We start from the raw sequence: 22,538 nt of genomic DNA, 5'->3' as shown, positions 1-22,538 counted from the left end.
TTCCTTTCTAACGCAAAAAGAAGAGGAATATCCTCTTCTCTGCCAAACGGCGGGGGAGACTGATTTCAGACTCCTCCGCCGCATATTCCGCATGAATCATTCATGCAACTATTTTATAGCATTCCCATTTCAAAGTAAAACGATTTTAGTTCGCTTCCGGCTTCACCGGACCGATCACGTAGACCGTCTTGCCTTTCTTGCGTCCAAAATTCAGGGCATGCTTCACACTGTCATAATATACATCAATTTTGTTGCCTTTAATGGCACCGCCTGTGTCTTCCGCACGACGGAATCCCAGACCTTCGATATATACCCACCAGCCAATTGGAATGACTTTGGGATCAACCGCAATGGTGCGCCCTTCCGTTACACGAGTACCGGAAGCTGTTTTTGTACCAATGCCAGGCTCTTCGGAAGAGTAGGCAGTCATGGATACATTTTTAAGTACTTTGGAGTATTTAAAAGAAGTGCCGGATACGGTAATTACTTTGCTGCCCGAGGCAGATGTTTTCTTCGAGTTCGTTGTTGTAGCCTTTTTGGTTGTTGAAGTTTGAGCCGATACGGTCTGAATCTCAGGTTCTTTCACGATCGGTTTTGCTTTGGTGCCGACAGCGATCACTTTATCTACACGATTATTCGCGACAGATTTGCCGACCATTTTTTTGGAGACCAATTCTCCATCCTGAAATACCTTTTCGATGTGCTGTACAAGTGTGCCTTCTTTGCCGTTCACAACGACACGGTTATCCCCTTTGTACAAGCTAGGGTCAGCCGTTTTAATTACTTTGTAAGCGATCGGTTGCTCTACATTCACTGTACGCTTTGTTACGCGCACTACACGGATCTTCATATCCGCTTTGATGGCAGTTCCAAGCGCCGGATACACTTTATCATTACTTTCAACTTGAATACCTGATTTTTGAATTGCATCTTCTACCGATGAATCGGTTGTATACAGAGTCTTGGTGTCTCCGTCTGCCGTAATGTTAACTGGAACGGCCCGCTCAATAACGATTCGGTCTCCATCTGTAATCGCCCCATTCATGGACATGGATACCTTATCGTGAGGGCTGACTGTGATCGACTGCTCCTCCAGCATTTCCTGAAGCATTCCTGTACGAGTCTCTACCACCTGAGCTTTGCCATCAATAACCAGTGAAATTTGTTTCCCGGCCTGACCGTAAACGACTAACAAGATCATGATTGTAAGCGCAATTGAGAAAATCGCGATCAATGCCATTTGACGCATGTTCTCATGCTTCCACCGCAACGCGAAAGACTTACTGGATGATCGTGACTCATGGGTCTCTTCTGGTTGGAATGTGCCCACTTCTCCGTCCTCCTTCATAGCCTCGTCGTCTAAAGTAATGCATGATGTCTTTGACGTGACTATACCAAATTTTCTACAGAACACAGATCGGACCAACATAATCCGGTTCTGCACCATGAATCCATCTTCGCAACATGATGTCATCCTCCTGAATACCTACCGTATGATGACAACATTTCTTTTATTCAAAAACAAAAAAGCCAAAGAAAGAGTGTAAGAGGAACTCTTTCGTGGCTTCCGAATGATTCTGAATATCGGAAATTCATGCACGAGGTTGCCTCTCTTTTTCCGCTTGCGAGGTTAGCTGTCGGATTCGGGCGAAAGAGAGCCGCCCTATCTTAGGTCACCCGCTCATGGCGGACGCCCTTGAATTCACCCCGAGACCCAAAGAAGAAATCAAATATGGCTTCGCAATTCCTTTCGCTGCTTTTGGGTCAGCGAATGATGCGCAGCAGCTAAATACACCGCTGTTTAAGCCTTATTGGTTCCCCCGCTCTCCGTTAACGGAGACTCAGCGAGACTGATTCATGAAAGTAATGTTGTTTCATCGGAAAGTGTCCCTTTGTTCATCCCCCGAACATCTGTCCAATTTTCCGCACAACAATTCACTGAAAAGATGATATCCTGTTTTGATGCATGTTGTAAAGCGTTGATCAAGTACGTTTTTCTGAATATTTGGTTAAAATATTGTAATATTCTTGATTTATTTGGATCAAAGAGCAAATTACCTCCGCTTAACTCCCTTTTTCACATGATTTGCTCGTTTTTTTAACGAATCCCAAATCGTTCCATGGCATTTTTGGTCGTTATTGCAGCAATTTCCTCTACCGAAATGCCTTTAATTTCCGCAGCTGCCTCTGCAACCAGACGTACATGCGCTGTCTCATTTCGTTTCCCGCGATACGGATGAGGTGTCAAATATGGAGCATCTGTTTCAATGAAAAACCGGTCCATCGGAACCTTCGCCAGCACCTCTTTGGGCTGTTTTGCATTTTTGAATGTGATCGGACCTCCGAAGGACAGATGGAAGCCCATATCGAGACAACTTTTTGCGGTTTCCCAGCTGCCTGAGAACGAGTGCATCACACCACCAACCTCGCCCGCTTTCTCTTCACGCAAAATTCTTATAATATCCTCGTGCGCATCCCGATTATGGATGACAATCGGCATGTTCACTTCACGTGCCAAAGCAATTTGTTGTCGTAATACGCGATGCTGTATTTCCTTCGGTGAAGTATCCCAGTGATAATCCAATCCAATCTCACCGATTGCAACCACTTTTTCATGCTTGCATAAAGACGCAATCCACTCCAAATCGCCCTCCTGCATTGTGATCGCATCTACTGGATGCCACCCTACAACTGCATATATAAAGTCATACGTTTCAGCGAGTTTCATTGTGGTTGGAATCGTCTCCCGGTTAAAGCCAATATTGATCATGCGACCAACTCCTGCATCCACAGCACGCTGAATCATGTCCTCGCGGTCCTCGTCGAATTGTGGTGCATCCAGATGTGTATGTGTGTCGAACAGCATCATATTTGTATCTCCCTTCATGTCGAACTAACGACTATCTTTGTTTAAAAATTTAATGTGTAAAATTCAATATTTCATTGCTTCATAGATAAAACATTTTGGGGAATCTGTATATTACCATCAATACATTCATTGCTTCACAACTACAATATATAGAAGATGTACAGATATTCTGATCTATATATGGCTGATTGAGATGATTCTACATGTTTTCATTTACAAAATTATGTCGATCTACATATACTGCCCATTAAAGCAGATTACTGTATCATGAAAAATAGCTCTTTTAGAAAGTCTTTTGAACTCGAAGTTTTCACCAAGTTGTACCCTCATCATTACAAGAAATAGGGGCGTATATGGGACGGTAATTCGTGAATAATCGCATCCACCTTGTTTTGCGGGTAATACAAATGATGTTTTCCCCGATGCAGCCCACTGATGGAACGGACAATGTCGGATACTTCTGACAACTCATGTAACTTGTCCTGTCGATCGAGCAGAAGAATCTGCTTATCCGTGGATTCATCCGGACGAAACACATCATACGGATTATCCGACGGAAAATCAATTTCCAGATCATATTCGGGATTGAGACCTGCCTGGACAAAAGCTTCCCGAATCTCTTCCATCATTGTCAAGTCGGTCTGTTCAAGCTCTACATACTTATATAACTTGCGATCCATGAAACGTTCGCATAACTCACTCAGAACAGTATCGTCCTCCTTGCGCCACTGCGCAAATGCCGTCTGAATCAAGGCTTCGTCCAACTGCAAATATTCATCTACCGATAGTTCTCCTTCAAATAATTGAGGAAGTGGATCAATCATGAAGAGGAATTGAAAACCTTCCTCTATGAGTGTTTTCGCTCGCTTGAATATTTGCCGCAATATAATTTCGGAACTACGGGTTACCGGATGAAAGTAAATCTGCCAATACATCTGGTACCGAGACATTAAATAATCCTCCACAGCATGCATGCCTGATTCCTTGACTACAATTCGCCCATGGTAAGGGCGCAGCATGCGAAGGATACGATCAAGATCGATCGTGCCATAATTTACTCCCGTAAAGTAAGCATCCCTGAGCAAATAATCCATTCGGTCCGCATCAAGAGGGCTAGTCACCAGATTGACCACAATGGGCTGCTCATACGTCTTTTGAATCACAGAAGCTACTTTCTCAGGAAAATCAGGAGCATACCGTCTTAAGATTGCCCCTACTTCGGTATCACCTGTAATGATGCGACAAGTCCAATCTTCATGATTCATGTCAAAAGCTTCCTCGATGGAATGAGAAAACGGCCCATGCCCGAGATCATGAAGTAGAGCTGCGCACAGAGCTACAATCTTTTCATCCTTTGGCCAATCTGAATAATGGCTTCTTTCAAATTGAGAGATGATCTTGCGTGTAATTTCATAAACACCCAGTGAATGTGAGAAACGACTGTGCTCTGCTCCATGAAAGGTAAGGTAAGAAGTCCCCAACTGACGAATCCGGCGTAACCGCTGAAATTCCGGGGTATTGATTAACTCCCATATAATCGGATCTTGCACGTGGATATAATTATGTACCGGATCTTTAAACACTTTCTCTTCCGTTAGACGTTGTTCCATATCGACTCACTCCTTTAATTTCTTTTATATTAACGCTTTGACCTCTACGAATCACCAAAGATTCGACATAATATGACGAATAATGTCGAATAAGGTGGTTTTGTCGTTTTCCAAATCGACAAAGCTGACATTGATGTTTAAATACGAAAAACAGCTTGCAATCCCTTACCACCATTAACCTTAGGAAAAACAGCCCTAATTTTAAGCTAATTTTAAGGTTGACTGATTTGGGAATCGTTGGTATGATGGGTATCATAAAACATAAAATAATGTCGAATAATGACAATGATAGTTAGCTGAGAGGAGCACTGATTATAATGATGAAATCAACAGGTATTGTAAGAAAAGTGGATGAACTGGGACGGGTAGTTATTCCAATTGAATTGCGCCGTACGCTCGGTATTGGTGAAAAAGATGCTCTGGAAATCTATGTTGACGGCGAGCGCATCATGTTGAAAAAATACGAGCCTGCTTGCATCTTCTGTGGTAATGCAGAGAACGTTACTTACTTCAAAGGTAAAATTGTTTGTAACGAATGTATTTCCGAAATCCCTGCACCTGTAGCAAAATAAAAAATTACAGGTATACTGGACTTATCTAAAATGTTATTTCTAACCTTTTTCATATTCCTTAATGGCCTTCCCGGTGTGAATTCCACCGTGGAAGGTATTTTTTTCCCTGTTATGGGTTCCATTCCCCAAAATGAGTCTGTAACACTCCACCAAGGAGAGAGTGGTGAAATTCGTTTGGAATGATTTTAAACCACTCTGTTCTTTTTAATGTTCCATTCATGTTGGAGATCAGATTCGCTATTCGATTAACGCATTATATACATCGCGCTTCGTCAGACCACGATCGTTTGCCGTTTTTTTCATTGCATCTTTGCGATTATGTCCTTCTCCCTCATAATGGCTGACATGATCCGCGAGTGACATGAGTTGCCACCATGCTTCGCGCTCAGCCTTACGCTCCTCTTCCTTAATGCCTTCTACCAGCAAACAGTACTCACCAAGTGGCGGATGCTCTTCAAGCCAGTCTATGGATTCCTTCACAGTACCCCTTGCGAATTCCTCATGACGCTTGGTAAGCTCACGAGCCAGAACAATCGAACGATCACCCAGAATTTCTTCGAGATGGACTAATGTTTTTCGTATACGGTGAGGTGATTCATAAAATAACAAAGTCCCGTTGGATTCGTCAAAAGCCTCCAGCACTTTTCGCATGTCCTTTTTCTCCCGCGGCAAAAAGCCGCCGAATGTAAAACGCTCCGTCGGTAATCCGGACACGATCAGAGCAGACAAAGCAGCATTGGGTCCAGGGATGGGAATGACCGTTATTCCGGCTTCCAGTGCAAGCTGTACAAGGTCGGAACCAGGGTCCGAAATGGCCGGCAGACCGGCATCACTGACGAGTGCCAAATTTTTTCCTTCTATTATATAGCGTATCAGTTCAGGTCCACTCGCCCCCTTATTATGCTCATGATAACTAAACAGCATCGAAGGTGTAATTTCATAATGAGTGAGCAGCTTTCGGGTCTGGCGTGTATCTTCTGCTGCAATGATGTCACAACTCTGCAATGTCTTGATGGCTCGGAAGGTCATATCCTCCAGATTACCAATGGGTGTTCCAACCAGATATAGCTTGCCTGATCCTTCAGGCTGCTCCGCATAACTTTTCTGAATATGCAAAGTCATCTATAGTCCTCCTTTCGTAGTACGCTCAGCATGTTGCTGGCCATAATAAATATCCATAATCTCTTCACAGTATTTCCCCTCTTCATTGTAGACAATGAGTGGAGGAAGCATCCTTACTTCGGGTTTACCATCTTTCATCCCTTCAATTAACACCATATTGGCTTCCAGATGAGCACGGGGATGTACCATCCGAATCCGTTTTGGCTCCAGCTTATATTCGCGCATTAGCGAGATAATCTCGCCAAGGCGCTGTGGACGATGAACCATTGATACTTTGCCGCCATTACGTACAAGTCGACTGCAAGCCTGGATCACTTCTTCCAGGGTACATCCAATCTCATGACGTGCCATTGCCTGATGTGTGTTCATCTTGAGATCACTGCCATTTAGAGGCATGTATGGAGGATTAACCGTTATTGCATCATAGACAGCGTGACCCGTTTCTTTTACCAGTTCACGCAAATCACCCTCACGAATCATAATCGATTCGTCCAGTGCATTTAATTGCACACTGCGACGAGCCATATCAGCCAAACGTGGCTGAATCTCAATCCCTTCCAGACTAGCCTGCGTGCGCGTTGTAAGTAAAATAGGAACTACTCCATTACCTGTACACAAATCTAGTACACGCCCCCGTTTGGGTACGGAAGCAAACCGAGCCAACAATACCGCATCCATTGAAAAACTGAATACTTCATCACTTTGAATGATTCTCAGATCATGAGAGAGCAGATCATCAATCCGCTCTGACTCATGTAACACTACTTCATTTACTTCCATATGTTACGCTCATCCTCCGGTATTCTATATCTCATGTTCATTATCTTTAGGTTTGTAACCTTGAAAAAAAACCGTAGGGGATCCCTACGGTCACTTCATTTATTCAAAAAAGACAGGCAGAACAGACAATCGCCTTCCGTCCGCAGATGTCCATAATAGACGTTGCAGATATGGAAGCCTTCGTGATACAACCGGGCCAGATTATCATACCCTTCACCCACGACATCTTCTCCTGTAGCCGGACCTGCGGGTCTGGCTACAGGAGCGAGTGCTGCCGAGATAGGCAGGTCTGCCTGTGCCTCACGTTTGAGCAGTTTGCGTAACTGCTCATTCTCGATGGTAAGCCGCTGATTATCCTCAAGCAGCTCCTTCACAATCATTTTTAACTCTCCTAAATCACCGTGCAACTGACCCAATTGGGTTTCCATTTCATGAATGTGCGTAAACAGATTTTTCTTTTCCAAGTTTCCACCCCGAAGCAACCTTTATGGTTTACTTGATAACGACGTCATCCAGCGGAAGTTCTTTGACTTTACTGATGTCGAACAGTTGAACATGGACTGTGCGGCTACCGGCATTAATTCCGACAACTTTTCCTTCACCCAATGAGGTGACGACCAGTTTGCCTACAGCCGGCAGTTCTTCTCTCACACTTTCATAGTTATCATGCTCAAATTTCAGACAGCACATGAGTCTTCCACACAACCCTGAAATTTTCGTCGGATTCAGTGACAGGCTCTGATCTTTAGCCATCTTGATTGATACCGGCTCAAAGTCTCCCAGCCAGGAAGAACAACACAACACACGGCCGCAAGGTCCGATTCCGCCAAGCATCTTCGCTTCATCACGTACACCAATCTGTCTCAGCTCGATTCGTGTCCGGAATATGCTTGCCAGATCCTTGACCAGCTCCCGGAAATCGACCCTTCCTTCAGCTGTAAAATAAAATATGATTTTATTGCGATCAAACGTAAATTCCACATCGACCAGCTTCATTTTGAGGCCATGGTCTTTGATTTTATTTAAACAAGTACCGAATGCTTCCTTGGCTGCACGCTTGTTCTCATCAACCACACGGGCATCTGTTTCGCCCGCAACGCGGATGACTTTCTTCAGCGGCAACACCACATCGGACTCGCCCACTTCCTTCTTACCAACGACAACCTTACCGTACTCTACCCCCCGCGCTGTTTCCACGATAACGCAGTTTTCTTTCTCAATGGGAAGGTCCAGGGGATCGAAGTAATAAATTTTGCCCGCTTTTTTGAAACGGACACCCACTACACTGTACAAAAAATTAACCCCCTTGTAAGCCAACCCCACTTCGTCTGAAGCCCCGTCTTCTTAGGGAACCGGCCGAAGTTATAACCGTTTGCATATGATTGGAGCTGACGCTGCCCTCTCCCAGTCTTATGCCAAACCGATCAAAAATTGCTCCAGACAAAGCTGGCCATTGACATTGAAACGCAATTTTTTTCTGCATGCTGCGGCCATATCCATATAGGAGACCCACTGCTCTGTGCTGCGGGTATGTGCCAACTGAGATAGCATGTCTAACTGATCTATAAAAACGATATGTTCATGCCTATCGTACTGAACATACAGCATGTCCCTAAACCATAGATGGAACAAACTAAGCAGCATGTCCAGGTGTTCAGAGAGTCCGGTTTTAAAAAGCTTCTGCTGTGCAGAGATCAATGATGTACTTCCTCTACCCAGGGACTCCTTCCCTAATTGTAACATTACGTTTCTAATTTCTGCAAACCAATTCTGCTGGAGAATTTCTCTACATGCTTCCAATCCTGACGCTAAATGGACGGCAGACCGAGCCAGATTGGCAGGGTGCCCTTCCTCGATCAGAGATTGCAACATCTCCTCCGGATTCAGTGCGCTGAACGGCACCAATTGGGAACGTGAGCGGATCGTAGGCAACATGGCCTGTCCATTATCTGTAATCAGGATGCCGACTGCGGGTACCTGTGGTTCCTCCAGAAACTTCAGCAAACTGTTCGCTGCCTGCACCGTCATTTTCTCGGCTTGTTCTATAATATATACTTTGGGATGGCCTGCCTCTGATCGGTATGAAAAGATACGCTGCAGATCCCGGATTTGATCTATTTTAATGTTGTTTCCATCTGGTGCAAGCATGGTTAGATCCGGATGGTTACCATGATCCACCTTACGACATTCAAGACACTGCCCACATGCGTCATCATCAAGCTCTGTACAGAATATCGCCTTGGCAAAGGTAATTGCCGTCTTCCGTTGCCCGCTACCAGATGGCCCGCTGAATAAATATGCATGACTTATTGCCTGACGTCTCAAACTACTCTGTAACATTTGCTTGGCCGCCTGTTGACCCATAATCTGTTGAAAGGACATACTTCCTCCTCAGAAGCTTAAATTAATAAGCATCCCCCGAATTTCGCCTACTTGTTGTAATAGAGAGATTTTTCCTTCTTCTGTATCCAGCAATTCATCAGCCATGGATAACAGAGCGGAGTCAATTTCATCAATCAGCTTGTACCGCTTGCCTCTGCCACGACGATCCCAACCCCTTGTCTCTTTCATGGATACACCGCGACGAACGGTCTCTTCCAGAAACCTTTTAACCAGTTGCTTATACGCCTTCAGCTCACGAATCGTCATGGAACGTGCCAAGCGATCGCCCTGAAGCTGGATCTCACTAAACCGGCGATTCAGTTCAGCTTGTGAGGCTCGTTCTCCCTGGTGATTCATCATATCAGAGAAATTTTTGGATTGGACCGGTTTGGAACCTGTATCAGTAGAACTGATTCCGCTCTGAATCGGCCTGAATCCAGGATTGATTTTCATGGATACGCCCGCTTTCTATCATAGTTAGCCAATCGCCCATCAGCACAGTGCGCGTTGCGCCTGTGCGAGGATGAGGCTTTTATATATGCTGATCACACTCTATATATAATGGTAGATATACATCACCATCAAGGACTTGTTGTTTGTAGTCAACCTCTTTCCGAAATGAACCATTCCTCACTGGAAATGCTCATCCGGAAAGAGTGTGCTAATTCTTCTCATCAAGAAAGGCGTTCCGTAAGAGGCACGCACGAACTCTGTTTAAATCTCCTTGCATCCATCGTTTCCAACATGCTATCGAAAATGAAAGACCCTCATGGGATCAATGGGATCCATGCAATAAGTTTAATTAGAAATGTTCGAAGCGATCTACCGGGAGAACAAATACAGTAGCTCCACCTACTTGAACTTCAACAGGTAGCGGCAGGTAAGAGTCGGTTGTTCCACTCATCGGTGTGACCGGAGTCACGAGCTGTTCACGAACCTTACAGCTGCTGCGAATGACGTTCATTACGGATTCGACTTGACCATCATCGACACCGATCATAAACGTCGTGTTGCCTGCCTTCAAAAATCCGCCCGTACTGGCAAGCTTCGTTGCCCGAAAGTTTGCTTTGACCAATGCGCTGGATAATCGGTTGCTGTCTTTATCCTGTATAATCGCAACAATCAGTTTCATCCTGCATAACCTCCTTTAGAATAAGCACCTTTATTAAATGCCCTGTCTATATATTAGACAATTACTCGTCAAAATCCTTCAAAATCCCTGTCTCCAGCGACAAAATCATTGCTGCCAAGACATCCTCCTGTTTCATGGAAGCATCGATAACCCTGATCCGTTCCGGGAACTGCTCTTTTAATAGGAAGTAACCCTCTCGCACTTTACGGTGAAACTCCAGGTTTTCCAGATCCAGACGGTTCACTTCGCGGCCATCATGAGCGTCAATCCGAGCAAGCCCCACTTCAGGCTCGATGTCCAGATATAAGGTCACATCCGGCATGAGATCACCGATCGCAAAGCGATTAATGGCCCATACATTCTCTATCCCGAGTCCACGGGCGTATCCTTGATAGACCAGACTGCTATCGACAAATCGGTCACAGATGACTGCTTTTCCAGCTCTCAGTGCAGGCTCTACCTTCTCCGCCAGATGCTGTCTGCGTGCAGCTGCATACAATAGTGCTTCGGTTCGAGTATCCATTGCCGTATGAAGAGGGTCCAGGATAATTGAACGTATTTTCTCCGCAATCTCAATTCCGCCAGGCTCTCGCGTAACTACGTAAGGTATACCCCGTTCTTCAAAATAAGAGCCTATTCTACCGATCATCGTCGTTTTACCGGAACCCTCTCCCCCTTCCAGCGTAATGAATTTACCTCTGCCCTGCATATGCTTCCCTGCTTTCTATGTCGATAATTGCATCTATTGCTGCTGTAATGAATATGCTTAGACCCCTCTTGCTACAGGATATGATATACCCCGCCCAGAGGTGTATAGCTACAGCTATATCGGTACGTAATAATAAAACCAAGATCATACAAGCTTGTTTTCTTTCTATAATACTATAGGTCAGCGGTTACTCCAACATGAACAACAAAGTAAAGCCTTCAACCGTAGATGATCCATACCCATAATGGAAGCATAATTGATCCGGCAATGGCACTGACAATCATGGATACCGAACTGAGAGCCACCGCATTCTCTCCATATTCGAAAGACCTTGCCATACCGAGGGCATGAGATGCTGAACCCAGTCCGATTCCATAGGCATGTTTACTGCGGACTTTGGACCATTTCAAGAGCATTGGCCCCAGTAATATCCCTGAGAAACCTGCAATCATCACAAACAGCGATGTGAATGAGGCATTCCCTCCAACCTGATTAGCAAGTTGAATAGCGACAGGAGTTGTCACGGATTTTGGCAATAAAGCGATGACCATCTCTTGAGGATAGCCAAGCAGAATCGCGATTAAGGCACCTGTGGCGATACCTGTAATACTGCCACCGATCGTTCCACCCACAATTGGAATGATGTTTTGCTTCAGCACATGCAGATGTCTGGACAAGGGAAAAGCGAGAGATACAACTGCTGGGCCTAAAAGTTCTTGTATCCATTTGCCACCCAGCATGTACGTATCCAGCTTTATACCGGAAATCACCAAGATCAGAATCAGTATGGCAGTCGTTGTGAGTACAGGCATAAGTATCGGCCATTTCAATCTTTTATATAGACGAGTGGCTGGAATATATACAGCGATGGTTAGCGCGATCATTACAATTCCGAGGATGAATGCTGACAAGTGATCGCCTCCTTTTTACCTGAATGAGACGATCTCCATGTCATGAGCCACTCACTTAATTTGGCAGATATCAGACATGTGATTAATGTGCTAACGATCAAACCCAGGACCAATAACAATGTGTTGACTCGAAAAAAATCAAAATGATTAATAATGCCCACAGTAGGTGGGATGAACAACAATTGCAGATGAGATTGAAGCCACGTCGACCCTTCTTCTCCCCAGCTCATTTTGATCCATCCCAGTTGAATGGTGATAAACAATACCAGCATGCCCACAATACTACCTGTTAACGGCAGATGTAATACAGCTTGAATCAAGTTTCCAATCCAATAAAAACCGTACATCAACAAAACTTGCAGAACTATTCCTGTATATTTTTTTAGTGGAATCCCCAAAGTGTTCCCTTCTTTCTTATGTCTATCTATATAAGTTGAACTAAAGATTATTTACACAGGCACTACGATGACAGAATAACCTTCCAATCGCTGTTATCCCCAGATTTTTCGATTCCCTTTTCTAAAAGGGAAAATCCGGGTATAAGCGTATGCTTTCGATGCAGCTTTCTTCCATAAAGCTTTTAGGCGCACGCTTCGCTTTTTCAGATTTCTTCTGGCCTCTCCGTACTTGTAAATGATTTTTCCACTAATAGCAATTAGAGTAATGACCAAGAGACCCTCACATGTGTAGGGTCCGATAATTGCTATCCGTATTGGTCATATAGACTACCTATTGCTGAATGCAATTCAGATTTGCATGATTTCCTTTCAATCCTTCATGACCTTCAATACCTGTAGAGATGCATCTGATATCCCGTGAAACTTTGCTCCTTCATCACGCAGAAGTTGTATACGTTCCACCATTGTTGGACTCATACGTTCACCCGGATAGACAAGCGGAATCCCTGGAGGGTATGGGACAACCATCTCAGCTGATCGACAGCCCGCACTTTCTTCTATTGGAACATTGATCGTATCCGTCTCCACAATCGGTTGCAGTGTAAAGGAGATCGGTTCCGAGTAGCGTGTGTTTTCTTGTAAATTGTTCCACGTGGAAATATATTGCGCGGAGCCTTTTGTAAGCTGTTGAGATGGCTCTCCATTGGATTGGACCTGCTCATGCCCATTGGCAGAGCTGATATGGTGTAAAGCCTGCAACAGGTGCTGAGCATCTTGCACCGTTGAGCCCAGGCTGAAGAGCAAGACGACGTACCGTTCGTCGCTCATCTCAGGCACACAGCCGCATGCTTCCAGCTGCTGCTGTAGCCCATAACCGCTCTGCACCCCTGTGCCGTCATAGATGACGGCCTTGAATGGGTCATGAGCGGTATACCCCGCGGCAGATAGCATCGCCGCCGCGGTCAGGCCCTCCCGTGTCTGCTGTGCAGCGGACACGGGCATGCCAGCCGGCTTCGCTGTTCCGGCTGGCGGTTCTTGCTGCAGCGGCTGTGCAGGCTGTAGCAACTGAAAGCGCGGCAGCTCCGCGAGGCCGCGCTTAAAGGCGTTTACGGCGGCGAGCCCCGCCGTGAACGTGTCCGCGCCCTGCACGTGCAGCAGGCGGCGCGCCAGATCGAGCGAAGCCATCACCGGGTATGATGGGCTTGAGCTTTGCACCATGGCCAGGCGCTGCCTTAACAGGGACCGGTTTAACCGTGGCCCCTGAATGTGCAGCATGGCACCCATGGTGAAGGCCGTCAGCATCTTATGCGTCGACTGCACTACACCGTCTGCTCCGCATGACAGTGCAGAGACAGGCAGCTCCGGATGCTGCCCATAATGCGCGCCATGCGCTTCATCCACGAGCAGTGGCATGCCAGCATCGTGGCACATCTTGGCAATGGGTGTCAGATCAGCACCCATGCCGTAATAATTGGGCAACGTGACTAGCACTCCCTTTGCCTCAGGATAGGACTGGACAGCAGCCTGAACCGTCTCCACCGACGGCATGACCGCAAGTCCAGACACAGGATCAACCCACGGCTCCAGAAATACAGCTCTTGCGCCTGCCAGCATTAACCCGTGAATAACGGACTTGTGTACATTCCGCTGCACCAGTACAATACTGTTCGGCTCATCGCACACGGTGAGTAATAAGGACAGATTACCTGCCGTGCTGCCTCCCACAAGGAAGAAACTCTCCTCCGCTCCAAAACAATCTGCAGCAAGCTCCTGTGCTTCCTGGATCACACCTTCAGGATGATGCAAATCATCGGTACCCGTAATCTCCGTAATATCCATCTCCATCATCTCCAGAAATGAACGAACCGGTACCAATCCTATTTCCGACTGATTCCCTTCGTCACCAAAACGTTTCCCGCTCTCCAGATCAGCCCCATGTTCCTCCATTGAACTGAATTGCTCTACCCTTTGGTTAACAATCTCTCCTGCACCGTTGTGAATCTCTCCGTTGTGCTGGTGTTTCTCATCAACGATTTCCTTAACGGGAGGTTGTTCTGATTCTGCTTCTTCCACCAAATGTCGGTAAGCTTGTCCATTCTTATGCCCAGGCACATGAAAAGAACGCTGCTTCGAATCACGATACGCAAGCAACGCTTCATATAAAGGGGCTCTACTTGATTTAGTTTTATGATCCATGAAATAACCATCCTGTACATATATAATGTGAGCCCGATGCGTTCCAAAATGTTTCCTAATCTAAGGAGCGTCTTTCTTCCCCATCTCCACATGCTCTACTGTAAACTATCCATATCATTATATCAGCATACGCCTTCCTTAGATGGGAGACAAGACGATCTCTCCTAGAAACAGAAAAAGGCCCATTGGGCCTCTACAAACATCAGCATCATTGCGATGTTCTAACTTCTACTTCTATAGCAACATTGATTATGCGTTTTTTTGCACCCAAATCTGTTTCATCTGATTGATAAAATAATTGTACTTGGCATCCTGCGCATCGGTATGAACCATTTCTGCTTCACAAGCGTCACATATGAATTCAGATACAATAAAAATGCCTTCTCTTTTTCTTTGCTCGCAGATAATACATGTGTGTTCGGCATGTTCTTCCATGAACCATCCCACCTTGTTTTACATTTACTATCAGTATTGCACAGTTTCTATTATTTTAAACATTTTCATAGTGCTTTCTTTCTATAAAATATATATATTCGCTCACCCCCTCTTGGGTGTCTGTACCGAAAAATACATTCATGCTTCTTACAAAAGCATTTACTTGCTTATGTCTACACAGTTATCCTGCATTCCATCGCATTTCCCTCTAAATCACGTATGCCTTGGTCTGACTTAAAACTTATATTCAAATTTTCTTAAAAAAACTTGGAATCTCAGCCGATATATAATACATGATAACGATATCAAAGCCTGACAGTCCTTGCATTCGGGAGTATACTGAGATAAGCTCCGTCGAATCTCAATATCTTGTACAATCGTCATGGCGTGAGATACAAGGTTCATATATACATACATGATTCATTCCCTTTTACACGTGTAAGAAAAATGAATACCTGCCCCACACAAACGTGAATCCGAAGGAGGATATATAATCGTATGATCGCCGAACCGGAGAATAAAGCAACATTTTATCAATACCGGCTTCTGAAAAAAAAGGCTATCGCCCGTAGTGTCATCTATAGCTATCTGTGTCTGCCGGTCATCATGCTCTTATTCAATCTACTCGCATTCTCCTGGACTGGCCTCTTCTTTTTTGTACTGGCAGGCCCAATCACCATCTGGATTCATTATGTCATCGCCCGAACCATATTACTTCTGGTCCGTACCTCTTATGCCAAACGGTGGCGCTGGAATCTGCGTATGCCCTGGTTAGGTTATATCCCTGATCAGCATTTCAGCTTCCGCATGTTTGTCCGGGTACACCTAAACATGAGCTGGATTGGACTATGTATCATTACAGTATGTTTGATATGGTCACCCTTGTCCTTCACCCTCTCGCTGATCTTCTGGCATTTGTGGTTGCTGGGCCCTCGCTTATATGTTGTAATGGTACTCTCCCGCGAGCGCAAAGATGGACTCATCAAATTGAATGAACAAGATGTTTCATACTATCTGCAATAATTATCCTTCGTTCATCCAATAGTAACTGTATCTCACTTACCTGTAATACATAATGGCTGAGCCCTTCGGATATTCTGATACAAAGCCATGTTACTCGTATCCTCTATTAACTCAGCCTTATATGTTCAAATAAATGTTATCCACTGTGGATAACATTTATTTGTCTTCCCCCTCTCTTTCCTTATCCACAGCATGGGTATAGTTAAATATGTTATCCCCACGCCTGGCTTCACTCCTCCTCATCTTTTTCTCCGCTTCTCCATATCTCATGACCCAGTTATCTTGTATATCTTACACCTTTAAACGATCTCTTGGTCAGTCTGAGCTCGATCCCTTCTGGTTAAGCCGTTTCCACCAGCCATTCATTACCTCAGAATACCTTTATAAAACTTAAAACTCTACTTCCCTATATCTCTACCTCACCTTTAAAACTCAGCACTCCCCTAGAGATCAAGCAACACATATCTGCTTTTCTGTACGACAATGTCTACTCCAAATCCTCTGTACCTTTTATAGCTTCTCCTGCGCATTACGCGATAGGTATTCCCATCAATACTAAAGCCTACTTCCGCAAAATAACAAAAAGCCCCCGATCAAGTACACGGGAGCTTACTATATAAGGAACATCACAGCGTTAATTATTCATACCAACCATACTCGCAGTAGCTTAATCATCTTCATCCAATGATTTAACTTTCGTTTGAGTAGCATCACTTCTAGGAACCATTAGTGTAAAGGAACCATCATGTACCGCTAAATGCACAGTATGTCCTTCCTTTGCAAATACACGCAAGGTACTGGATTCATTGGATGTACCCTTGGCTTGCCTCTCTGTCCAACCCCAGCTTTTGATCTCGTCTAGATATACCTCAGGCAAACTAGTACTTTCACTAATACCAGACAGCGTATATCGAACATAATCCATATCCGAATTGTTTTCGGACTGGTCAGATTTATTCGCTACTTTAGGCACCGGAAAACTCTTCTCGTTAACCGCACCTTCATATGAAGTCCATACAGCTCCTGAAGCTTCACCGCATCCTGCCAGAACAACTGTCAGACAAAGCAACAGAAATGATTGTAGTCCAAGTCTCCGCCAACTTAACACACACACCCTCCTTTTCACAGCTGCACATTCCAGCTCTGTGGTCAGGTACTTTTAGCATATTTAACATAGTCCTATTATACTGGTTTTACCGATGTTATCCGTAACAAAAATGTTACCTTCAATTGACGATCATGTTAAAGCTTCCGCTCATTGAATTTATTCTTTATACACAAATAAAAACCACTACCGAATAACATCGGCAGTGGTTCTTTGCTTGGCGGCGTCCTACTCTCCCAGGACCCTGCGGTCCAAGTACCATCGGCGCTAGAGGGCTTAACGGTCGTGTTCGGGATGGGTACGTGTGGAACCCCTCCGCCATCGCCACCAAACGCATAGCTTAGCTTACATATCAGAGTGGTTGTTCTCTGAAAACTAGATTCGAAACGAAACCTGCGAATTACAACTTGCATATTTGGATAAGCCCTCGACCGATTAGTACTGGTCAGCTCCATGCATTGCTGCACTTCCACCCCCAGCCTATCTACCTCGTCGTCTTCAAGGGGTCTTACATACTGGGAAATCTCATCTTGAGGGGGGCTTCACGCTTAGATGCTTTCAGCGTTTATCCCTTCCGTACATAGCTACCCAGCGGTGCTCCTGGCGGAACAACTGGTACACCAGCGGTACGTCCATCCCGGTCCTCTCGTACTAAGGACAGCTCCTCTCAAATTTCCTACGCCCACGACAGATAGGGACCGAACTGTCTCACGACGTTCTGAACCCAGCTCGCGTACCGCTTTAATGGGCGAACAGCCCAACCCTTGGGACCTACTTCAGCCCCAGGATGCGATGAGCCGACATCGAGGTGCCAAACCTCCCCGTCGATGTGGACTCTTGGGGGAGATAAGCCTGTTATCCCCAGGGTAGCTTTTATCCGTTGAGCGATGGCCCTTCCATGCGGTACCACCGGATCACTAAGCCCGACTTTCGTCCCTGCTCGACTTGTAGGTCTCGCAGTCAAGCTCCCTTATGCCTTTGCACTCTTCGAATGATTTCCAACCATTCTGAGGGAACCTTTGGGCGCCTCCGTTACTCTTTAGGAGGCGACCGCCCCAGTCAAACTGCCCACCTGACACTGTCCCCGCACCGGTTTACGGTACCAGGTTAGAACCTAGATACGATCAGGGTGGTATCCCAACGTTGCCTCCACAGAAGCTGGCGCTCCTGCTTCAAAGGCTCCCACCTATCCTGTACAGATCGTACCCAAATTCAATATCAAGCTGCAGTAAAGCTCCATGGGGTCTTTCCGTCTTGTCGCGGGTAACCTGCATCTTCACAGGTATTAAAATTTCACCGGATCTCTCGTTGAGACAGCGCCCAAGTCGTTACGCCATTCGTGCGGGTCAGAATTTACCTGACAAGGAATTTCGCTACCTTAGGACCGTTATAGTTACGGCCGCCGTTTACTGGGGCTTCGGTTCACAGCTTCGGGACGAGTCCCTAACCACTCCCCTTAACCTTCCAGCACCGGGCAGGCGTCAGCCCGTATACTTCGCCTTACGGCTTCGCACAGACCTGTGTTTTTGCTAAACAGTCGCTTGGGCCTTTTCACTGCGGCCCCCTCGTGCTATTCACACTACCGGGGCACCCCTTCTCCCGAAGTTACGGGGTCATTTTGCCGAGTTCCTTAACGAGAGTTCTTCCGCGCGCCTTAGAATACTCTTCTCGCCTACCTGTGTCGGTTTGCGGTACGGGCACCATCACCTGGCTAGAGGCTTTTCTTGGCAGTGTGAGATCATGACCTTCGCTACTGTAATTTTCACTCCCCATCACAGCTCAGCCTTACGATGTGCGGATTTGCCTACACATCAGCCTTACTGCTTAGACGGACATCCATCAGTCCGCGTCACTACCCTACTGCGTCCCCCCATTGCTCATAACGGCTTACGGTGGTACAGGAATTTCGACCTGTTGTCCTTCGACTACGCCTTTCGGCCTCGCCTTAGGTCCCGACTTACCCTGAGCGGACGAGCCTTCCTCAGGAACCCTTAGGCTTTCGGCGGATCAGATTCTCACTGATCTTTTCGTTACTCATACCGGCATTCTCACTTGTGTTGTGTCCAGCGCTCCTTACGGTACACCTTCAACCCCAACACAACGCTCCCCTACCCCTGATGCAAAGCATCAAGCCATAGCTTCGGTGGTGTGTTTAGCCCCGTTACATTTTCGGCGCAGAGTCACTCGACCAGTGAGCTATTACGCACTCTTTCAATGATGGCTGCTTCTAAGCCAACATCCTGGTTGTCTGTGCAACTCCACATCCTTTCCCACTTAACACACACTTGGGGACCTTAGCTGATGGTCTGGGCTGTTTCCCTTTTGACAATGGATCTTAGCACTCACTGTCTGACTCCCGGAAGTAAGTCTATGGCATTCGGAGTTTGACTGAGCTTGGTAACCCTTGCGGGCCCCGCACCCAATCAGTGCTCTACCTCCACGACTCTGTTTTCCGAGGCTAGCCCTAAAGCTATTTCGGGGAGAACCAGCTATCTCCGAGTTCGATTGGAATTTCTCCGCTACCCCCACCTCATCCCCGCATTTTTCAACATGCGTGGGTTCGGGCCTCCAGTGCGTGTTACCGCACCTTCACCCTGGACAGGGGTAGATCACCCGGTTTCGGGTCTACGTCCACGTACTCACTCGCCCTATTCAGACTCGCTTTCGCTGCGGCTCCGGCTCTTCACCTTAACCTTGCACGGGAACGTAACTCGCCGGTTCATTCTACAAAAGGCACGCCATCACCCCTAAAACGGGCTCTGACTTTTTGTAAGCACACGGTTTCAGGTTCTATTTCACTCCCCTTCCGGGGTGCTTTTCACCTTTCCCTCACGGTACTGCTTCACTATCGGTCGCTAGGAAGTATTTAGCCTTGGCAGATGGTCCTGCCGGATTCATACGGGGTTTCACGTGCCCCGCACTACTCGGGATCCGTCTCGGAGGGAACCAACTTTCAATTACAGGGCTTTTACCTTCTTTGGCGGGCCTTTCCAGACCTCTTCGCTTAACCGGTTCCTTTGTAACTCCATGTGAGACGTCCCACAACCCCAGAGAGCAAGCTCTCTGGTTTGGGCTTCTCCGCGTTCGCTCGCCGCTACTGACGGAATCACTATTGTTTTCTCTTCCTCAGGGTACTTAGATGTTTCAGTTCCCCTGGTATGCCTCTGCACAACCTATGTATTCAGTTGTGAGTAACTGGAAATTACCCCAGCTGGGTTTCCCCATTCGGACACCCCCGGATCAAAGCTTGCTTACAGCTCCCCGAGGCAGTTTCGTTGTTCGCCACGTCCTTCATCGGCTCCTAGCGCCTAGGCATCCTCCGTGTGCTCTTAGTAGCTTAACCATTGCGCTCGTGTTCGAGCTGTCGCTCCGCTTGGTTTGGACTGCGTCCAAATCCAAAAGTCGCTCCATTTCGATCACTCGCTCCAGCAATCTACCGTTTTTATTGAAACTTGTTTTAACACAAGTTCAGCTAAAAAGGAATGTTCTAATTCGCGTTTGTTTCGTTTCGATATCTAGTTTTCAAAGAACAAGCTCCATGCAAACGCAAGCTGTTTGAGAGTTTGAGCTCTCAAAACTGAGCAACGAGTGAGTGTTGTGCTCTTCATTTCATCCACACCGAAGTGATGGACCGAAATGAATCGCTGTCGCAGGTTCTTAGAACCCGCTGATTTGAATGTTTCCGTTACAGGAAACGATTCTCCATAGAAAGGAGGTGATCCAGCCGCACCTTCCGATACGGCTACCTTGTTACGACTTCACCCCAATCATCTATCCCACCTTCGGCGGCTGGCTCCTTGCGGTTACCCCACCGACTTCGGGTGTTATAAACTCTCGTGGTGTGACGGGCGGTGTGTACAAGACCCGGGAACGTATTCACCGCGGCATGCTGATCCGCGATTACTAGCAATTCCGACTTCATGCAGGCGAGTTGCAGCCTGCAATCCGAACTGAGACCGGCTTTGTTGGGATTGGCTCCATCTCGCGATTTCGCAGCCCGTTGTACCGGCCATTGTAGTACGTGTGTAGCCCAGGTCATAAGGGGCATGATGATTTGACGTCATCCCCACCTTCCTCCGGTTTGTCACCGGCAGTCTATCTAGAGTGCCCACCCGAAGTGCTGGCAACTAAATATAAGGGTTGCGCTCGTTGCGGGACTTAACCCAACATCTCACGACACGAGCTGACGACAACCATGCACCACCTGTCTCCTCTGTCCCGAAGGAAAGGTACATCTCTGTACCGGTCAGAGGGATGTCAAGACCTGGTAAGGTTCTTCGCGTTGCTTCGAATTAAACCACATACTCCACTGCTTGTGCGGGTCCCCGTCAATTCCTTTGAGTTTCAGTCTTGCGACCGTACTCCCCAGGCGGAGTGCTTAATGTGTTAACTTCGGCACCAAGGGTATCGAAACCCCTAACACCTAGCACTCATCGTTTACGGCGTGGACTACCAGGGTATCTAATCCTGTTTGCTCCCCACGCTTTCGCGCCTCAGCGTCAGTTACAGCCCAGAGAGTCGCCTTCGCCACTGGTGTTCCTCCACATATCTACGCATTTCACCGCTACACGTGGAATTCCACTCTCCTCTTCTGCACTCAAGTCACCCAGTTTCCAGTGCGATCCGGGGTTGAGCCCCGGGATTAAACACCAGACTTAAATGACCGCCTGCGCGCGCTTTACGCCCAATAATTCCGGACAACGCTTGCCCCCTACGTATTACCGCGGCTGCTGGCACGTAGTTAGCCGGGGCTTTCTTCTCAGGTACCGTCACCTTGAGAGCAGTTACTCTCCCAAGCGTTCTTCCCTGGCAACAGAGCTTTACGATCCGAAAACCTTCATCACTCACGCGGCATTGCTCCGTCAGGCTTTCGCCCATTGCGGAAGATTCCCTACTGCTGCCTCCCGTAGGAGTCTGGGCCGTGTCTCAGTCCCAGTGTGGCCGATCACCCTCTCAGGTCGGCTACGCATCGTCGCCTTGGTGAGCCGTTACCCCACCAACTAGCTAATGCGCCGCAGGCCCATCCCCAAGTGACAGATTGCTCCGTCTTTCCAGTTCTCTTCAGGCGAAGAAAACAACTATTCGGTATTAGCTACCGTTTCCGGTAGTTGTCCCAAACTTGAGGGCAGGTTGCCTACGTGTTACTCACCCGTCCGCCGCTAAGCATCAAGGAAGCAAGCTTCCTATCAACTCCGCTCGACTTGCATGTATTAGGCATGCCGCCAGCGTTCGTCCTGAGCCAGGATCAAACTCTCCAATAAATTGAAAAGAGCGATAAGCTCATTTTGAATCTG

Annotated in this window: 18 protein-coding genes, 3 rRNA genes and 1 riboswitch; of the genes, 2 read left to right on the top strand and 19 right to left on the bottom strand. The window is 46.8% G+C overall.

Going from position 1 to position 22,538, the window contains the following annotated elements; all coding sequences use genetic code 11:
• Positions 1–145: 145 nt before the first annotated feature.
• From AC1S8V_RS00150 to AC1S8V_RS00140, 3 genes are all read right to left on the bottom strand, one after another.
• Positions 146–1,330: a ubiquitin-like domain-containing protein gene (locus tag AC1S8V_RS00150; protein ID WP_482071990.1), complete on the bottom strand. Its 1,185-nt coding sequence runs from the start codon at positions 1,328–1,330 to the stop codon at positions 146–148.
• Between the two features lie 273 nt (positions 1,331–1,603).
• Positions 1,604–1,857: riboswitch (cyclic di-AMP (ydaO/yuaA leader) on the bottom strand.
• A 241-nt stretch (positions 1,858–2,098) separates the two neighbouring features.
• Complete coding sequence (locus tag AC1S8V_RS00145) at positions 2,099–2,869, bottom strand: TatD family hydrolase (protein ID WP_482071989.1); 771 nt, start codon at positions 2,867–2,869, stop codon at positions 2,099–2,101.
• A gap of 332 nt (positions 2,870–3,201) precedes the next feature.
• A complete protein-coding gene (locus tag AC1S8V_RS00140; RefSeq protein WP_482071988.1) occupies positions 3,202–4,479 on the bottom strand; it encodes an HD domain-containing protein in 1,278 nt (425 codons plus the stop codon).
• Between the two features lie 317 nt (positions 4,480–4,796).
• Between AC1S8V_RS00140 and AC1S8V_RS00135 the strand changes: the two genes are divergently transcribed.
• Positions 4,797–5,051, top strand: a complete 255-nt coding sequence (locus tag AC1S8V_RS00135; RefSeq protein ID WP_017691383.1) for an AbrB/MazE/SpoVT family DNA-binding domain-containing protein — start codon at positions 4,797–4,799, stop codon at positions 5,049–5,051.
• A gap of 237 nt (positions 5,052–5,288) precedes the next feature.
• Here AC1S8V_RS00135 and rsmI read toward each other — a convergent pair whose 3' ends face one another.
• From rsmI to AC1S8V_RS00075, 12 genes are all read right to left on the bottom strand, one after another.
• Positions 5,289–6,173 (bottom strand): 16S rRNA (cytidine(1402)-2'-O)-methyltransferase, encoded by an 885-nt coding sequence (gene rsmI / locus AC1S8V_RS00130; RefSeq protein WP_482071987.1) that lies wholly within the window; start codon positions 6,171–6,173, stop codon positions 5,289–5,291.
• Complete coding sequence (locus tag AC1S8V_RS00125) at positions 6,174–6,953, bottom strand: tRNA1(Val) (adenine(37)-N6)-methyltransferase (RefSeq protein ID WP_482071986.1); 780 nt, start codon at positions 6,951–6,953, stop codon at positions 6,174–6,176. It abuts the gene before it with no gap.
• A gap of 95 nt (positions 6,954–7,048) precedes the next feature.
• Positions 7,049–7,417 (bottom strand): DNA replication initiation control protein YabA, encoded by a 369-nt coding sequence (gene yabA, locus AC1S8V_RS00120; protein ID WP_482071985.1) that lies wholly within the window; start codon positions 7,415–7,417, stop codon positions 7,049–7,051.
• A 28-nt stretch (positions 7,418–7,445) separates the two neighbouring features.
• On the bottom strand, positions 7,446–8,246 hold the full coding sequence (locus AC1S8V_RS00115; RefSeq protein WP_053778939.1) for a PSP1 domain-containing protein: 801 nt from the start codon (positions 8,244–8,246) through the stop codon (positions 7,446–7,448).
• 117 nt (positions 8,247–8,363) lie between these two features.
• On the bottom strand, positions 8,364–9,335 hold the full coding sequence (holB, locus tag AC1S8V_RS00110) for a DNA polymerase III subunit delta' (RefSeq protein ID WP_482071984.1): 972 nt from the start codon (positions 9,333–9,335) through the stop codon (positions 8,364–8,366).
• Positions 9,336–9,344: 9 nt separating this feature from the next.
• A complete protein-coding gene (locus tag AC1S8V_RS00105; RefSeq protein ID WP_482071983.1) occupies positions 9,345–9,788 on the bottom strand; it encodes a YaaR family protein in 444 nt (147 codons plus the stop codon).
• 349 nt (positions 9,789–10,137) lie between these two features.
• Positions 10,138–10,467, bottom strand: coding sequence for a cyclic di-AMP receptor DarA (locus tag AC1S8V_RS00100; RefSeq protein WP_017691391.1), 330 nt, complete (start codon positions 10,465–10,467; stop codon positions 10,138–10,140).
• A 61-nt stretch (positions 10,468–10,528) separates the two neighbouring features.
• Complete coding sequence (gene tmk / locus AC1S8V_RS00095) at positions 10,529–11,176, bottom strand: dTMP kinase (RefSeq protein WP_482071982.1); 648 nt, start codon at positions 11,174–11,176, stop codon at positions 10,529–10,531.
• A 218-nt stretch (positions 11,177–11,394) separates the two neighbouring features.
• Positions 11,395–12,087, bottom strand: coding sequence for an LrgB family protein (locus AC1S8V_RS00090; protein WP_482071981.1), 693 nt, complete (start codon positions 12,085–12,087; stop codon positions 11,395–11,397).
• Positions 12,060–12,434, bottom strand: coding sequence for a CidA/LrgA family protein (locus AC1S8V_RS00085; RefSeq protein WP_482074354.1), 375 nt, complete (start codon positions 12,432–12,434; stop codon positions 12,060–12,062). The genes AC1S8V_RS00090 and AC1S8V_RS00085 overlap by 28 nt, the downstream gene beginning before the upstream one ends.
• A gap of 420 nt (positions 12,435–12,854) precedes the next feature.
• Complete coding sequence (locus tag AC1S8V_RS00080; RefSeq protein ID WP_482071980.1) at positions 12,855–14,681, bottom strand: aminotransferase class I/II-fold pyridoxal phosphate-dependent enzyme; 1,827 nt, start codon at positions 14,679–14,681, stop codon at positions 12,855–12,857.
• A gap of 249 nt (positions 14,682–14,930) precedes the next feature.
• Positions 14,931–15,116 (bottom strand): sigma factor G inhibitor Gin, encoded by a 186-nt coding sequence (locus tag AC1S8V_RS00075; protein ID WP_145326511.1) that lies wholly within the window; start codon positions 15,114–15,116, stop codon positions 14,931–14,933.
• Between the two features lie 498 nt (positions 15,117–15,614).
• On the opposite strand from AC1S8V_RS00075, the gene AC1S8V_RS00070 reads away from it, so the two are divergent.
• Positions 15,615–16,139 (top strand): hypothetical protein, encoded by a 525-nt coding sequence (locus AC1S8V_RS00070; RefSeq protein ID WP_076216777.1) that lies wholly within the window; start codon positions 15,615–15,617, stop codon positions 16,137–16,139.
• Between the two features lie 667 nt (positions 16,140–16,806).
• On the opposite strand, the gene AC1S8V_RS00065 is transcribed toward AC1S8V_RS00070, so the two are convergent.
• From AC1S8V_RS00065 to AC1S8V_RS00050, 4 genes are all read right to left on the bottom strand, one after another.
• A complete protein-coding gene (locus AC1S8V_RS00065; RefSeq protein ID WP_482071979.1) occupies positions 16,807–17,247 on the bottom strand; it encodes a hypothetical protein in 441 nt (146 codons plus the stop codon).
• Positions 17,248–17,459: 212 nt separating this feature from the next.
• Positions 17,460–17,576 (bottom strand): 5S ribosomal RNA (gene rrf, locus AC1S8V_RS00060).
• Between the two features lie 83 nt (positions 17,577–17,659).
• Positions 17,660–20,587, bottom strand: a 23S ribosomal RNA gene (locus AC1S8V_RS00055).
• A gap of 365 nt (positions 20,588–20,952) precedes the next feature.
• Positions 20,953–22,505, bottom strand: a 16S ribosomal RNA gene (locus AC1S8V_RS00050).
• The 16S, 23S and 5S rRNA genes sit together here, the layout of an rRNA operon.
• Between the last annotated feature and the right edge of the window lie 33 nt (positions 22,506–22,538).

It is taken from the genome of Paenibacillus sp. B46(2026) (assembly GCF_056786355.1).
This window is presented reverse-complemented; position numbering and strand designations above follow the sequence as displayed.

What these genes read in the sequence shown, in the direction of transcription:
- AC1S8V_RS00105 (WP_482071983.1), bottom strand. Translation starts at nt 9,788, where the DNA reads ATGAAAATCAATCCTGGATTCAGGCCGATTCAGAGCGGAATCAGTTCT.
- AC1S8V_RS00145 (WP_482071989.1), bottom strand. Translation starts at nt 2,869, where the DNA reads ATGATGCTGTTCGACACACATACACATCTGGATGCACCACAATTCGAC.
- tmk (WP_482071982.1), bottom strand. Translation starts at nt 11,176, where the DNA reads ATGCAGGGCAGAGGTAAATTCATTACGCTGGAAGGGGGAGAGGGTTCC.
- rsmI (WP_482071987.1), bottom strand. Translation starts at nt 6,173, where the DNA reads ATGACTTTGCATATTCAGAAAAGTTATGCGGAGCAGCCTGAAGGATCA.
- AC1S8V_RS00080 (WP_482071980.1), bottom strand. Translation starts at nt 14,681, where the DNA reads ATGGATCATAAAACTAAATCAAGTAGAGCCCCTTTATATGAAGCGTTG.
- AC1S8V_RS00125 (WP_482071986.1), bottom strand. Translation starts at nt 6,953, where the DNA reads ATGGAAGTAAATGAAGTAGTGTTACATGAGTCAGAGCGGATTGATGAT.
- AC1S8V_RS00085 (WP_482074354.1), bottom strand. Translation starts at nt 12,434, where the DNA reads ATGTACGGTTTTTATTGGATTGGAAACTTGATTCAAGCTGTATTACAT.
- AC1S8V_RS00140 (WP_482071988.1), bottom strand. Translation starts at nt 4,479, where the DNA reads ATGGAACAACGTCTAACGGAAGAGAAAGTGTTTAAAGATCCGGTACAT.
- AC1S8V_RS00070 (WP_076216777.1), top strand. Translation starts at nt 15,615, where the DNA reads ATGATCGCCGAACCGGAGAATAAAGCAACATTTTATCAATACCGGCTT.
- AC1S8V_RS00135 (WP_017691383.1), top strand. Translation starts at nt 4,797, where the DNA reads ATGATGAAATCAACAGGTATTGTAAGAAAAGTGGATGAACTGGGACGG.
- AC1S8V_RS00100 (WP_017691391.1), bottom strand. Translation starts at nt 10,467, where the DNA reads ATGAAACTGATTGTTGCGATTATACAGGATAAAGACAGCAACCGATTA.
- AC1S8V_RS00075 (WP_145326511.1), bottom strand. Translation starts at nt 15,116, where the DNA reads ATGGAAGAACATGCCGAACACACATGTATTATCTGCGAGCAAAGAAAA.
- holB (WP_482071984.1), bottom strand. Translation starts at nt 9,335, where the DNA reads ATGTCCTTTCAACAGATTATGGGTCAACAGGCGGCCAAGCAAATGTTA.